This window comes from Leptotrichia hofstadii (assembly GCF_007990525.1).
Taxonomy (GTDB): domain Bacteria; phylum Fusobacteriota; class Fusobacteriia; order Fusobacteriales; family Leptotrichiaceae; genus Leptotrichia; species Leptotrichia hofstadii.
On record NZ_AP019823.1, the window covers coordinates 2022331 to 2038747 of the forward strand.

Below are 16417 nucleotides of genomic sequence, written 5' to 3' on the forward strand. Positions count from 1 at the left end.
AATTAGTACATTACTTTCAATCCTAATCCTGCTCTGAAGTTATGCCCTTTCGTATCGTATCCTGTGTTTACTGTCATTCCCAGTCTACCGTTGTCAAGTCCTAGTTTCAAGTCAGACTTGAAGTTTCCTCTTCTGTCTTCCTTGTCTCCCTTGATTGTGTAGTAGTCTGTCCATGCTCCTTTAATTCTTGCCTCGTTCTCTACCTCGTTAAGTCTTCCTAGCTCGTTTTCATAGCTGAATCCTAAGCTTGCTGTGAACTTAGAGTTCTTGAACACTGGCTGGCTGTATCTGAAGTCAATTCCAGCTTTTGGCTTGATTGAGTAGTAGTCATCGCTCTTAACTTTAAGTGCCATGTCTCCATCTTCATTTACAGTTGAGAATCTTCCGTATTCGAAGTTCAATCCTACGCTAGGTACTATGCTGAATCCTTGGTTAATTCTGAATACTTTTTCAAGGTTAGCATTTAACCCTGCTCCGTATGTATAGTAGTTAGATTTAGCTCTGAATTCTTTATCTACTACCCAGAATCTACGTTTAGTATCAGTTCTTCCGAAGAATCCTTCTCCACCTACAGTTATAGTAAACGTTCCGTTTTCATCAAGCGGAGTTTGTTTGAATACTCCTGCTTTAGCCATAGCTTGATTTTCATAAGATCTAGCTAAGTCTTTGAATGTGAAGTAGTTGTTTGTTACACCTGCATAGAATCCTGATTTTTCTCCAAGTTTAACTGTTTCGTCTTCATGAACGTATACCATACCTCCTGCATTACTTCTCCAATCTGGAATTCCTGCAGTATCAGTCTTGTATTCGTTTCTTTGTCCGAATGCTTTGAACTTGTTAGAATCTTTCGATCCGTTTGTTTCACTTCTTAATTGTGCAACTTCGTTGCTTAGGATATCTGAAGTTGACTTAGTTCTTTGTTGGATTCCACCATAGATATGTCCTCTCATTTGGTCGAATGCTTGTGCAAGAATATGTCCTTCTCCGTTTCCTAGGCTATTAAGTTTGTTAAAGATCATCTTTTCTTCACTACCTGGTCTTGCAATTTCGTAAATGTTATCCAAGTTGTTAGTGAAGTTTACTAACGAATGATCATCATCGAATGCAAATGAGTGGTATGGAACTTTACTCATGTATATTTCTGTCAATTCGTTATTATCGTCAATCTTAGCTAATACTTGCCATGTCAAGCTTGCTGACAATGGATTTACTCTTGCTCCTCCTGGCAATCTTCTCAACGCATCGTTAAATGGTTTCAAGATGTTGCTCTTAGCAAGAAGGTTTCCATCATCATCATATCTATCTCCAATTCTGATTGCTTTAGAGTTAGTATATTGAGTAGCTTCTGGTCCAAAGTACAAGTCAACTTTTCCTAAGTTTGGTAAGTTTTGAATACCATCTATAGGGTTAGTGTATCTAACACCTGATGTATCAACATACATTCCGATGCTTGTAACTTCTGACATTTGTTGATTATGGTATGCAGGGAATGCAGGGTTTCCATATTCATCTTTTGCCCAAAGCGGTATAATAGTTGTTCCTCCACTTTGCACGCTGCTGCTTACGAATACATGTTCTCCCCAGTCTCCAGGGTTAGTTGCATCAGATTCTACATTGAAGATTGGAGTATCAATTCCATCAACCGTTACCTTAGTTATAGGTACGATGTCTGGAGCTGTTATTGTTGTTCCTACACCTGTTGTCTTAGGATTTCCTGTTGTTCCTTCTTCGATTGAGCTTTCGCTTCCTCCGTAAAGGTCAGTTCCTCCGTGACCGTTAGTATTTCCTGTTGTAACTGCTGCAGAAGTGTTATATCTTGGATCTCCTGTAGTAAGAACTTCTGTTGGGTTTCCATTAGCATCAACTATGAATCTTGATCCGTCTGTAACAATTCCATAAGATCCTTGTCCAAGAATATTAATTTTACCGTAGTTCTTGATGTATCCTCCGTTTATTGCTACTACCCCTTTAAGTTGTGAAGCATTACCTGTGATTTCCCCATGGTTTTCACCGATTGCTCCTCTGTCAAGGTACATACCGATTGAACTGTCACCTTCAAGTCTGATTGTTCCGTAGTTCTTAGCTACTGAACCTGCTCCTGTAGCGAACATTCCAATTCCTTCTTTTTCCTTAACTACTATTGTTCCGTGGTTTTCAATGTTTCCTTCTTCTTGCGTTCTGTCAAATACTGCAGTATCGTTATCATTTCTGTAAATGTTACGTCCAGCCGCCATCGCTGCTGAATATTTCATGTTTACTGTATCTGACATACCAGTAGTAATAGTTCCGTAGTTCTTAGATGCTACTGCTGTATTGCTTGAGAAGATACCCACGTTACCAAATCCTAAAGTGTTGTTGTTTTGGTTTTCAAGGTCATATTGTGATCTAAGGTCGATAGTTCCGTAGTTATCCATGCTTCCCTTAGTATAGTATGCTGTATTATAGTCTCCGTCCATTGTTACGTTGGCATAAGACTTACCTCTTGATTCAGTATCTGCTGAGTAGTAGTATACTGCATTTCCTTGTTCGTATACTTCTTCAGGTACTTTAGGGTTGCTTGGTGCAGTTGATTTAACATGTCCACCTGCATTGTTGTTTGTTGAGTATGCTAGACGGATTGTTGGCGCATCAAGAGCTGATCCGATTGTAACATCTGTCTGAGCTCCTCCATTTTTCTCAGCAAGCACGATTCCGTATGAGTATCTGTCGATATCCATGTCAGCACTTACTTCAACGTTTCTTTGCGCGTTTGTAAGTCTTTGGTTGTTATCAATGTATACCCCAATTGCAGAATCTCTTTCTCTAGGAGTGTCTAGTCCTCCAAGAAGCTGCTGGTCAGTTGCGTATGTTGTTTGTCTTGAAATTGGGTATGCTGAAGGGTTCTTAAGTATTCCTTCCCCTGTTAATACCTGTTTGTGACCAAGAACTGTGTCGTTTCCGACTTTAAGCTTAGTACTTCTTATTTCAACGTTACCGTCTCCTGAATAGATACCGTGGCTGTTCTTGTTAATTGTTATTTCAGACTTAGTTCCATCTTCTTTTGCTCCAGTTTTTACGTTATATCCGTAAATAGCCCAGCTTCCAATGTTCTTGTCTATGTCAGTAGTAGCACTTTCAATCTTAATATCTCCATGATTTTCGATTGTAGTGTATACTCCTCCAGTAGCTTTATCAGCGTTGTAACCATTTGCGAAGATTCCGATATTTACTTTCTTCATGTCTTCAGATGTTACTAAGTTAGCTTGGTGATTCAATGAATCGTTAAGAGTTATTGCTCCATAGTTTACAAAGTTTCCTTTGTTTACTACAGCACCATAAGTTCTTACGTTTGTTACAGATGTTGTATCTTCTTTGATGTCCCCTCTGTTAATTACTTTATCGTTAGCATCGTTAGTGTTTACAAGGATACCTGCGATACCCTTAGTAGTTCCTCTTGTGCTCTTTGCGATTTCGTTAGCAAGAGTTACAGCTGTATCTGCTTTGTTAGTGAACTTGATGTCAAGATCATTTTGAGCTGTTGTAGCTTGAATGTTCTTACCACCGAATGCCATTGCGAATCCGTTCTTGTCATTTGCACCGTTATAGTTGTATTGGAATGTCTTAGTATGGTTTGCACCTTCTCCTACGATACTGTCATCCATTGCCCATAATCCAACTCCGTTGTCCTTAGTTTCTACTGTGAACTTATCAGAGTTTACATTGATTACTGCGCTTTCAGCGTAGATTCCGACACCATTCTTACCTGTAGCAATGTCATTTTTTTGAAGGTCAAGTGTAAGGCTTCCGATACCACCAAGTGTAGCTTTGTTTGCAAATGAACCTAGAACTCCAGCTCCACCTTTAAGGTTAATAACTCCTCCTGCATATTGCCATCCGTTAGAATAGTTATTGTTGCTCTTGTTTACAAGGGCAATACCTACTCCTCTTGCATCAGGTGATGTTACATTTTCATTTCTTACGTCAATACCTGTTGTACCAACTGTGCTGTTTATATAGTCAATTGTTACCTTGCTTGAATCAGCATTGTTTCTGTTTTCTCCGTAGATACCTACTGCAAGGTCTCCCTCAACATAAATCTTACCGTCTTCATGCTTGATTTCTATTGAGTTGTCCACTCCTGAGTGATTATTCAAGTCTGAGTAGTTGTAGTCAACAAATCCATCTGAGATACCAACAATACCGTAGTTTTCACCACTTTCTCTAGAATCATCGCTTCTATTTGCGTTACGTCCTTGTGTAGGCGGATTTGATGTTGGTTTCTTATACTTACCTGTTACAGTGATTTCACTGTTTTTCAAGTTGTGGATAATACTTCCGTCTGTTGCAACAATTGCATTACCGTGATCTACGTTTACAAATCCTCCTTTAGATCCGTCACCATTCTTAATAGTTCCGAAGTTAACAAGAAGTCCTGTTACCGGTGTTGCCTCAGATCCTCCCCATATATCAACTTTTCCGATATTTTGGAATCCTGCTTCATTTTTGTTTGTTTTTCTCCATTTTGAAGATGCGCTCTTAACATCGTCCCATCTGCTCAATGAGTTAGCCATGCTAAGTCCTACATTTCTTACTTGGTAGTTAGAATTTCCTTTAGCATCCTTAAGATCTCTTTCCTGAGCATCTCCACTTACTTTAGCATTATTATTGATAGTTACAAATGTACTTTCCATCTTAAGGTCATTGAACACGTCGTTCTTATCTGTTGCAGGTGCAGCAGTAGCTTTACTTGTTTCGATATCTTCGATATTTACATCTTGTCCATCTATTTTCAGTCTGCTGTTTATTAATGATACGTCAACAATTTTATCGCCTTTATTTAGAATTTTCATTCCACCAGCATAAGCTCCAACACCACTTAAAAAGTTACCTGTTGCAAGCCCTGTACCTGATTTACCTGACTTGTCTTTAGTCCAATTAATTTCATCGGCAGCCTGGTTAACAACACCGATTGTTACATTGTCAGAAAGAATGTTTGTTGTTACCTTTTCCATACCTCTGTATTTAGCATTGTTCCAGATAGTCAAGTCTGGCTCGTTACTTGGCTGAGTTACTGTTTTCGCATAGTCAAACTCTCTGTTTTGGCTGTCTCCAGCTTCAATTCTAGTTGCACCTGCATTACCGTTACCGTTGTAAATGTTACCTGTCAACAGGATACCATCATACATATCTATATTAGTATCTCCAGTAAATGTTATGCTTGACTGGTCAGTTGTGCTGATTCTCTTAGCATAGAATGGAGATACGTTAGCATGTGAATTTACTGTGCTTGTTGATTTCGCATGTCTTGTATCACTTTTTACTGTTGCATTAGTTCCGTCTGGTGTAATTTTACCACTTGGGTTATTGTAGTTTTGGTTTACGATATTACCTTCAAATTCGATTCTACCGTTGTTTTCTCCGTACAATGCACCATATTCGTTGTCAACAATAGTTACTTTTTTCATCTTAACTGAAGCATTATTTTTTGCAATAGCTCCAACTCCATAAATCAATGATCCGTTACTGTTGGCTGTTGCTCCACCTTTTTCTTGAACAGAAGTAGAAGCTGTTGCTCCAGTAATATCAATTTCTCCGCCGTTTATTGCATAAGCACCAATATTGTTATATGTACGCGAATTTGCAGCAGAATCGTTTATGTTATAGTTGTTTGTCGTTGTGTCATCTCCTAAAGTTAACCAGTCGGCTGCAACAACGTCTCCACCTTTAATAGTAACTTTTGAGTTGAAGGCACTGTTCTTTCCATTTCGTCCAGGTTGGTATCCGTCAGCATAGGCAATAACTGCTCCAGAACCTGCAGCTCTTACATGCTTACCTTTTGTCAGTTCAATTTCTCCACCGTCAACTGCAACGAAAGCACGTCCATCTTTAGCCATTACATCTACGTTCCCTTTAAATTCTATTTTAGAGGATTTGTTTGTAATTCTTCCACGAATCAGACTTCCTTTAATATCATCAATTTCTCCAGCAGCATATCCCATTATATGATTAGAAGCCACATCAGGAAGTTTGATTTTATCGTAAGTTCTGTCAACTGAAGATGCCGCATGTATTCCATCAGTGATATTAAGATCAGAATATTGACTAGCCCCTACTTCAACTGAAGATCCGTTAATTGCGTAAACTGATACACCATTACTTGCATTTGGATGGAATCCAACATTTAATATTTTAACTTGAACATTGTTTAATTTTGTTCCATTTTTTCCTGCAACAATACTTCCAGCGTCAATAGCATCTGCATTTTGACCATTTGCAGCATAAATAGCTACAGATCCTTTTGATTCATGAGTTCCACCAAATGCTCCTTGCAATTCAATGTCTCCATTGAATACTCCTGTTTTACCAACTGCTGCACTCTGATTACTTGGTCCTTGCAAGTTAACCATTATATTATTAGTTCCTTGCATTTGGACATCACCCAAAATCAATTTTGAACCAGAATTAGTTACAGCACCATATCCGTTATACACTACGTTATCATCTCCAACAGTGAAAATACGACCACCTAATTGAGAGTTCCATTCACTAACTTTGTCTGTATTTGCTCTATTTAAGTCTGTAGTACCACTTTGTCCTCTTGCATTTGCAATTTTCAAAGTGTCAATAGCTGAAATCATATTATAAACAATATTTTTCTTACCTTTAAATCTAACATCTACTGGTCCAGTTATTTCAACAGTATTAGTAACTCCATTTGCCTCGGTTGCATAACCATCTTGAATATTAAATGCGATATTATTATTAGTATGATTTGCATCTGCATTATCAATCACACCATTTGTAGTGTTAAAGTTTCCGATTGAACTCTTATTGTTTGAATTAAATACAAGTTTAACATTTCCAGTATTTCCAGCGTCAGTTACATACGCACCACCATTACCGTTATAAATTGAAACATCCACGTCATCTATATTAACAGTTGCTCCAGCTGCAGCTTTCAAGAATGTCCCACCTGGATTTGTACGTCCAATATTAGCATCTATATTTGACGCAGCCGTTGTTTCATTCGTGTATATCAATTGCGTTCTATAAGAAGGTGCAGCTTCTGCTAAATGGTTATCTGTATTGATATTATTATATACGGAATTCCAGTTATTATAAAGTGTACTTCCGTTACCTTGTCCAGCAGCACTGTATATCATGTCAGTCAAAGATAAATTATAATACGTTGTAGCTGCGGTACCATCAGGATTACTAACTATTGAAGGCGTTCCTCCAGCATTAGTTATTAATTGTTCAAAATAGGCTTGTCTTGCAGCCGTTTCGGTAGGGTATGTTGCAGTACTTAACGGATGAGTCCAGTAGGGACTAGTAGGGGTTGGGGGTACATGGTAAGCTACTGCTCCACCGGCATTGGCCGTACTTCTTGCGTTACTTATTTCATCATAAGTTAATCCTGTACTATCTATCTCAACAGTATGATTAGTAGCATAATAATTGCTTATAGAATTACGTAGGGTCGCAGTAGTGCGGTATCCCCACCATCCTCCCCAATATGTAGAATAACCAAAGTTGCTAACCGCATCATATCCTGTAGCTAGTGTTCCAGGTGTGAAATATTGATTACTTACTGTTGTAGGAGGTGTACCTACAGTTGCAAGAGGTGTAATTCCTGTTGCAACATTTGAATATTGTACATTTGTACTAAAAGTACTGTATGGATCCCACCACCAAGCAGTTCCAGAAGTACCAAATTCTGTATTGTAGTATGAACTTCCACTAGATGCGTTTCCGTTTTCCATAGTCGCATGAGTAGCTGCTGTTCCACCAATTGAAGTAGCACTCATTGTATTCAACGGATTGTTTCTTGTACCAACAGTCCATCCATTATACGTTCTTATTTTGTCATTTGAGAAATTAAATGTAGTGTCGCCATCATTTCTCCATCCCTTAATATTATTATTATTGGAATTTACATTTTGCAAAGGAACATAAGATGTACTTGTTCCATTTTGCACATAGTTAGCAGGTTTTACCCATGGAGTGCTTGTTGGAACATTTGGATTGAAGCTTACATCTTTTGGCATGTTAATGTTGTCAATTTTGTATGCTTCGTATGGTTTGTATGGTTCATGTACATTTGCAGGATTGATTGTAAGCGAGTTTGGCTCCTTGTTTCTTTGCACATGAAGGTTTGTTGCCCCATATTCATGCTTGCTTGCATCAAATACATACTTAGTCAGGTCGTTAGTTCTGTTGTAGTATTCTAAGTATTTTCCTCCACGTCCTCTGTACGATGTTCTCCAGTCGTTGTTAGTGAATCCTGTTGCAAACTGGAATGAAGCCCAAGGACTCTTGATTACTTGATCTCCTTGCTCCATAAGCAGGATAAGTTCTCTTTCAGCTCCTTTGATTGACTTTTCGTTTTCCTGTCTTGCACGTATAAACGACTGTCTAAGATCTGTTATCGTATCGTATGCCGATGCTGATATTTCCTGTTGTTCCTCAACAACGTCTGCACTAAGTGTTTTTGGTGCAAGTGTAAGAAGCCCTGTTACAAGGAATGTGATCAGCAGGCTGTCAGAATAGTGTACGTCTTTACATCTTTTTACAAACGATCGCAAGTCTTTTGCAATCTGTCGTAAGTTATTACTCATATCTTCCTCCTTAAAGTTTTGAAATAGCCATTAAGGACTATTATTCTTGTTTAGATGTTTCATCCATGCCCTTTATGGGCGTGAATAGTCTTGTAATCAGAAAACTGTAACAAAAGATTTCAAAAACTGAATGTCCGTGACTCCGAATGACTTCGGAATGTCCTTGAAATGAGAGGAATATCTAGGTAGTCCTTAAGGGGCGCCCTAAGTGATTTTTTGATGTAAAAGTTTAATTTATGTTAAAACATCTTTAAATAAGTGATTGATAGTGATTTCAACAAGTGATATTCTCACGGCACAGCCGTAAGTTTCTTGGGAATTATGTGAAATACATATTTGACCAAGCTCTTCGGATAGTTCCTACCCTGCCATTTTTAACACCAAAAATATACCATTTTTGAACATAAAACATTTCTAAAACAGATCAGCTAATTAATTTTTTTATAAAAAAAGCAATATTCAATCCATTTTTTCGGCGTTCTTAAAGTTCTCTAAATAATCTTCACTTTCACGATAAGCGATTTAACCCAATTCATCTAAAAGTAAAACTTCCATTTTTCAAAATTTCTAAACCATTTCTAACATTTTTTATTCCTTTCTTTAATAAAAAACGACATAATATGTATCCAACAGGCTCAAAGCCCATTAGCCATGATATTATGCTAGATTAGTCCTGATTCAGCATTTTTTATGGGAAGCATTCAAATTTAGTTTCAGAGATGAAAAATTTCTTATCCCAAATCATCATTTCTAAATTACATTTCCAAAATCGTCCTAAATTTCATTGCCATTCAATTTTTTAAAACTTAACGGATACAATAGCTCAATTTAAAAAACTTATTCAATTCCTCAAGATTTTCCTTTTCTTATTTAATAAAATTTTTTATCCGTATCATTTTAAAAGACTATTGAAACAATCTTAGTATACCCTATTAGAAGAAATATGTCAAGTTTTTTCGACAAATAACACTCGTTATCTTATTTAATCAAAAATTAAACCGTATAATAATATTATTTCTTTGCAAGTAAACTTTTCCCTTGAAAAAATAAGTATATTTTTTTGAAATTATAAAAAAAGAAAAAAATCATAAATTTATTATTTATAAAATTTTAATTTGAATAAGTTTTGGAAAAAAGTTTTTTTCTAATAAAATTTCTTATTTAAGCCGTAATTGTTATGTTCCTGGAGTGCAACTTATTTTATTAAGCAGTAATTTTTTATTTATCTTATACTAAACTCCATTTAAAAATAGGAATAAATTTTTATAATAGGATTGCTTAATAGTTAATTCATAATCATTCAATTAAATTATTTTTTATTATTTTTCAGATATTTTGATTAATAAATATTTTTTCATATTATTATGTTTTTCCTTTTTATTTCCGTAGGATTGCTCATTGCCGCAAATCCTACAACCTATGGCTAGTCTACGACATTTTTCTGCACTGACAAAAAACTCGCTATGCTCAGACAGTTTTGCCAGCACAGAAAAATGCTCCGACGGATTATTTATACTGGAATCTGATTGAAAAATGAAAATTATATTTTAATTATTTGAAAATATTAGATTTATATCCTTTATTAGAAAAGTTTGTAATGAATTTATTATTTAAATAGGGTTTAATATTAGTATAAAAAGTCAGTATTTCTACTGACTTTACAAGTAAACTTATTTTATTTAAACTTCCTAAAAAAATTATACTTCTCTCTTAAATTTAACTTCCAGTTCTTTCCCAAAAAATGCCGCTCCAACCTTTAGAATATTATTAATTCCAGCATTTCTCAGTACAGAAGCATATTTTCTTTTCTCAATCTGTTCTAATGCGGCTTCACATTCCTTTTCCAGTTTCTCATAAATTTCACTTTCGCTCAAATTATTATCTGCTTTCGCAACTTTAAGCTCTAAAATAATGCCTTCTTTTCTCCTTTCGGTATTTTTAGGCTTTAACAGCAAGTCATATCTGCCTTTTCCTGCAAAATTATTTGAAGTTATTTCGTACTCTTTTTTCAGCATTAAAACTAATCCCAGCATTAACCCATGATAAAACTGTTCCTTGTAGTCGCCGCTCACATCAAATATGCCGACGTTTTCAAGCAGGATTTTTTTTAATTCCCGTTTAAATTTATCAATATTCCCATTCTTTAATGCATGAGTCATTTCTAAGAAATCGTCATAATTTTCAAAATACACATCAATGAACATTGCTGAAAACATTTTTAATATTTCTTCATTCGGAATTTTCAGATATGCATCGTCGTAATCTTCATCATATTTTTCTGCTAGAGTTAAGTATCCGCTGTGAAAAAATAAGTTCCATATATTCCTGCTAAAATTTGCCTCTAAATTTCCAAAGGTCATATTGTCATTTATTATTTTTAAAATAGCTTCCTTATTCAAAAGCCTTGAAAAATCATCAAAAATTTCATCTCTTAATTTTTGCAAATACAGCTTTATCAAGTCATTTCCGCTTGTATTTACCCAATAGGGCTTTAATTTCCCCTCAGCTAAAAAATTAATAACTGACCAGGGGTTATAAGCTCTCACATCTCCAAATAAATATCCATTGTACCATCTTTGCATATCTTCCATTTCAACTTCAAGATTGAAATCTTTCAAAGCCTGCCCTACTTCTGCTTCCATTATTCCAAAATACTCTGTAAATCTATTATTCAGGATAGTGTAGACTTTCAGATTATTCAGACCAGAAAAGATGTTTTCTTTTGCAACCCTCAAAATTCCTGTCATAACTCCCGTTTCAAGGTATTCATTGTCTTTTAAGACAATACCGTAAAAACTCTTGAAAAAATCTATTGCCTCTTCGTAGTAGCCCTTTATGTAGGAATCTATTATCGGCTGGTCATACTCGTCTATCAAAACTACTACTTTTTTTCCGTAATACTCATACAAGTATTTTGACAAGTTAAATAAAGAAGATTTCCAATTTGCTGAGTCCAAGCCTCTTCTCACAGAATTAAATTCTTCAATTTCAATTTCATCCATTTTTTCAGTCAAGAATTTACAATCTGTATATAAATTTCTGATTATTTCTTTAACTCTTTTAAACCCATTTTCCCAATTTTTTTCGCCATAAGTTCTAAATGAAATGGAAATTACGGGATAATTCCCCTGTTTTTCAAAATATCTACTTTCAGAAATATCCAGATTTTCAAACAATTTTTTATTTTCATCTTTTTTCTCGATATCAAAAAAATATTTCAGCATTGACATATTAAGAGTTTTTCCAAATCTTCTTGGGCGAGTGAATAAATTAACCTTAAATCCGTCTTCCAAAAGATTTTCAATAAATTTAGTCTTATCAAAATAATAATAATCTCTTTCGATTATTTCTTTAAAATCAGAAATTCCTATTGGTAATTTTTTTTTCATATTATTTTTCATTAAAAATCCCTCCCCTCTTTTTTATAAATTTTATTTCACAAAATTTTTTAATCATCTTTTTAATTACAATGTTTCCAAATACTCAGTTAATGAAGTCGCTTTACGTCCCAACACTTTTTCAATATCATTTGAAATACCCGATTGTTCATTTCGGGCAATTGCAGTGTAAGTCGAAACCCACGAATCGTATTCCCATTGTTCGGCTTTCCAGATTTTACGTGACTCATAAGCCTCATCTACCGTTTCAGGAATATACTTAATTTCTTTACGTAAATATTTACTTGCAAGTTTTGTAATTTCCTCCATAGTCAATTCTTCAGGTCCTGTCATATTCAAAGTCTGATTTTCCCATTTTTCTGGATTTTCCAAAATTTTAGCAGCCACTTCTGACACATCCGAACGCACCACAGCCGAAACTTTACCATTTCCAGCAGGCCCTTTTATTTCGCCGTACTCTCTGCACATATCCACAAAGAAATCCGCATAAAAATTATCTCTCAAAAATGTATATTTAAAGCCATTTTCTTTAATGTATTCCTCAGTTGCATAATGATCTCTTCCCAATGTAAATATCGAATTTTTTGAAGCATTGTAAAACGAAAGATAAACAATATGCGACACTCCAGCTGTTTTAGCAGAATCAATAAAATCCTTATGCTGCTGAACACGGTCAGGATTTTCTGAACCTGATACCATAAAAAGCACATCAATCCCTTCAAGCGATTTTATAGTATCTTCTGACTTATCGTAACTTGATTTAAAAACATCAGAAAACCCCATTTTTTCAGCTTTTTCCTTATTTCTAGCCAAATTTCTCACTTTTATGCCATTTTCTTTGCATAATCTTGAAACCATGCCACCTAAATTTCCTGTCACTCCAGTTACTGCTATTTCAGCCATTTTGTTTCCCTCCTGTTTTTTTAATTTCGGACATACTTTTTCAACTTTTCTTTAAAATCTTCTCTATTAATCTTATTTTCTACAAATTCAACAACTAAATCTTCCATATCCCTAATATATTCCGTTATTTTTTCATCATACCCATTTTCTATCAAAAAATATGCCCCAACAGCAATAGAAGTCCTTTTATTTCCATCATTAAAAAAGTGATTTTTTGATATACTAAAAATTATATATGTTAATTTATCTAAAAATTCAGGATAATATAAATCATTTTGTACGAAATCACATACTTTTTCTATTCCTGATTTATCCTTGTATCCTTCTAAACCACCTGATAATTCTAAAACTTTATTATGTATTTTTAAAATGTCACAAACTTCAAAATATTTAATCATTATTTATCACGCATTCTGATAAAAACATCTTTATTTTCTTCCATTTTATTAAATAGAATATCCATTGAATTTTTTTCAATTTTGTTTTCTTCAACAAATTTAGCCATCAATTGAACTAATACATCACTTTCACTTTTTCCAGTTTTTTTTACAGCTTTTTTAAATTCATTAATTATTTTATTATTTTCTATTTCTGCAATATATGTCATCTTAATCACCCCTAATTTAATTTTTCTCTTTAAAAATTCCTCCCCCTTTATTAAACTTTATCCTTTTACCACAATATTAACCAGCTTATTAGGCACAGCAATTACCTTGACAACTTCTTTTCCATCAATAAATTTCTGAACTTTTTCTGAAGAAAATGCCAATTTTTCAGCGTCATCTTTTGAAATTCCAATTTGTGCAGGCAGCATATCCCTAACTTTTCCATTTACTTGCACAACCAAGTTAAAGTTGTTTTCCACAGTTAATTTTTCATCAAATGTTGGCCATTCTTGCTCAAAAGTAAGAGCTGTATTTCCTAAATCACTCCATAATTCATCCGCCACGTGCGGTGCAAAAGGTACAATTAGTAAAATCACTTTTTCAAGAACTTCGTGCCATACTTTTTTACTTTCTGACGAAATGTCGTTTTTGTCAATTACATTTTGCTTGTAAGTTGTCATATCATTTAGAAGTTCCATTATTGCGGCTATTGCTGTGTTAAAGTGAAAATCATCCTCAATACTGTCTGTAACTTTTTTTACAGTCTGATGTAATTTTTTCTGAATTTCCTTGTCTTTTTCACTTCTTGCATCTAAATTAATTCCGTAATTATCTTCCTTTGATGCATTTTTATCAGCAAAATCAGCTGTTGATGAAACTAACAGATAAAGTCTGTTTATAAATCTGTAAGCCCCTGCAAGACCGTTCATATTCCATTCCAGCTCTTTTTCAGGCGGCGCGGCAAACAATGTGAACACTCTTGAAGAGTCAGCTCCATATTCCTTCACGATTTCTTCAGGATCTACTCCGTTATTTTTAGATTTACTCATTTTTTCAACTTTTGTTGCCAATTCTTCTCCAGTTTCCTTAGAAACAGGTTTCCCATCCTTCATTTCCACTTCTCTTGGGAACAAATATCTTCTTTCATTTTGAGAATAGTAAGAAGGCCCTAAAACCATTCCCTGTGTCAAAAGACGCTTAAATGGCTCATTTGTGTCAACGTATCCTAAATCTCTTAATGATTTGTGGAAAAATCTCGCATAAAGCAAGTGCATTACCGCATGCTCAATTCCACCGATATATTGGTGAACTGGAGTCCAGCTATCTGCATCTTCCTTTTTAAACGGTTCCTTATCATTGTGAGAATCCAAATATCTCAAGTAATACCATGAAGAATCAACGAAAGTATCCATTGTGTCAGTTTCTCTTCTACCTTTTTTCCCATTTGGTAAAATCACATTTTTAAATTCCTCGGAAGTTTCAAGTGGATTTCCTTTTCCGTTAAACTCAATATCTGTAGGCAGTTTCACAGGCAAGTTTGCTTCCTCTTCCAAATAAATATTCCCATCTTCATCATAAATCACAGGAATTGGAGTTCCCCAGTATCTCTGTCTGCTAATTAGCCAGTCATGAAGCCTATAATTTACAGTTGCCTTACCTTTTCCTAATTTTTCCAGCTTTTCTACAATCTTGATTTTTCCATCTTCATTTGAAATTCCATCAAATTCTCCAGAATTAGTCATAATTCCATTTCCAGTAAAAATATTTTCAAATGTTTCTTCAAGCGTCAATTCATGCACATTCCCATCTTTATCCACAGGATTTACCACAATTTTAATTGACAAGTCATATTTTTTTGCAAAAGCCAAGTCTCTTGCATCATGGGCAGGCACAGCCATAACCGCTCCAGTCCCATAATCTATTAATACATAGTTTCCAATCCATAAAGGTACTTTTACATTGTTTATCGGATTTATAACATAAAGTCCTGTAAATACACCCTCTTTTTCCTTATCTTCAGCAGTACGGCTAATTTTATCCTCATTAATCATAGCCTCAACTTTTTCCCTAATTTCAGGATTTTGCTTCAAAATAACCTCTTCCACTAACGGATGTTCAGGTGCCAAAGTCAAGTAAGTCGCTCCAAATAATGTGTCTGCTCTCGTAGTGAACACAGTTATTACAACTTCACCTTTTTCATTTTTTACAATATTCTCATTATTCCCTTTATAATCAAAGTCCAAAATAAAGTCTACTTCCGCTCCTGTTGATTTTCCAATCCAGTTTTTCTGCATAGCAAGCACTTGCTCAGGCCAATGCCCTCTAAGTTCTTCATGTCCTTGCAGTAATTCTTCTGCATATTCTGTAATTTTGAAATACCATTGCGAAAGTTCCTTTTGAATTACATCTGTTTTACCGTGACGCCAGCATTTTCCACCTTCAACCTGCTCATTTGCAAGTACAGTATTACAGTCAGGACACCAGTTTACATAAGATTTTTTCTTGTAAACAAGCCCTTTTTTATACATTTCAATAAAAAACTTCTGATTCCACTTATAGTATTCTGGAGTATAAGTGCTAAGTTCCCTGTTCCAGTCATAAGAAAGCCCCATAAGCTTCATCTGCCTTCTCATATTGTCAATGTTCGCTTTAGTCCATTTCCCAGGATGTGCCCCATTGTCAATTGCGGCATTTTCCGCAGGCAGCCCAAAACTGTCCCATCCAAACGGATGCAGCACATTAAACCCTTTCATCTTCTTGTATCTTGCAATCGCATCTCCAATCGCATAATTTCTCAAATGCCCAACATGAAGCTTTCCAGATGGATACGCAAACATCTCAAGCACATAATAATTCTCTTTTCCCTCAACTTTATTTTCCGATTTAAAAACATCCTCTTCAAACCATTTATCCTGCCACTTTTTCTCAATTTCCGACGGTTTGTATTCCTTTGTCATTGTTTTCCTCCATTTTTTCAGTATTTAGTCCTACAATTTTATTTTTGAAATTTAACTTATAATATTTATTATTTTATCATATTTGCTAGATTTTTCAAAAGGTAATTTGATAAAAATAATATAATTTCACAAAAAAAGTGTTGACAATTTAATTTAATTTTGGTATACTAAATTTG

The 16417-nt window shown here is 34.9% G+C and carries 6 protein-coding genes; all 6 read right to left on the reverse strand.

Features of this window, described 5'->3' with window-relative positions:
- Nucleotides 1–2 precede the first annotated feature (2 nt).
- The 6 genes from FVE77_RS09680 to leuS all read right to left on the reverse strand — a co-directional run bounded on the left by FVE77_RS09680 (nt 3) and on the right by leuS (nt 16241).
- The gene (locus FVE77_RS09680) at nt 3–8597 is read right to left on the reverse strand and encodes an autotransporter-associated N-terminal domain-containing protein (protein ID WP_026746905.1); all 8595 of its coding nucleotides are present in this window, start codon (nt 8595–8597) and stop codon (nt 3–5) included.
- A 1697-nt stretch (nt 8598–10294) separates the two neighbouring features.
- Nucleotides 10295–11998, reverse strand: coding sequence for an AAA family ATPase (locus FVE77_RS09685; protein WP_026746904.1), 1704 nt, complete (start codon nt 11996–11998; stop codon nt 10295–10297).
- A 63-nt stretch (nt 11999–12061) separates the two neighbouring features.
- Entirely contained in the window at nt 12062–12898 is an 837-nt protein-coding gene (locus FVE77_RS09690) for an SDR family oxidoreductase (protein WP_026746903.1), read from the reverse strand.
- A 20-nt stretch (nt 12899–12918) separates the two neighbouring features.
- The gene (locus tag FVE77_RS09695; protein ID WP_026746902.1) at nt 12919–13296 is read right to left on the reverse strand and encodes a type II toxin-antitoxin system death-on-curing family toxin; all 378 of its coding nucleotides are present in this window, start codon (nt 13294–13296) and stop codon (nt 12919–12921) included.
- Nucleotides 13296–13514: a hypothetical protein gene (locus FVE77_RS09700; RefSeq protein ID WP_036088211.1), complete on the reverse strand. Its 219-nt coding sequence runs from the start codon at nt 13512–13514 to the stop codon at nt 13296–13298. Before FVE77_RS09700 ends, FVE77_RS09695 begins: the two co-directional genes overlap by 1 nt.
- A gap of 48 nt (nt 13515–13562) precedes the next feature.
- Complete coding sequence (gene leuS / locus FVE77_RS09705; protein WP_026746901.1) at nt 13563–16241, reverse strand: leucine--tRNA ligase; 2679 nt, start codon at nt 16239–16241, stop codon at nt 13563–13565.
- Between the last annotated feature and the right edge of the window lie 176 nt (nt 16242–16417).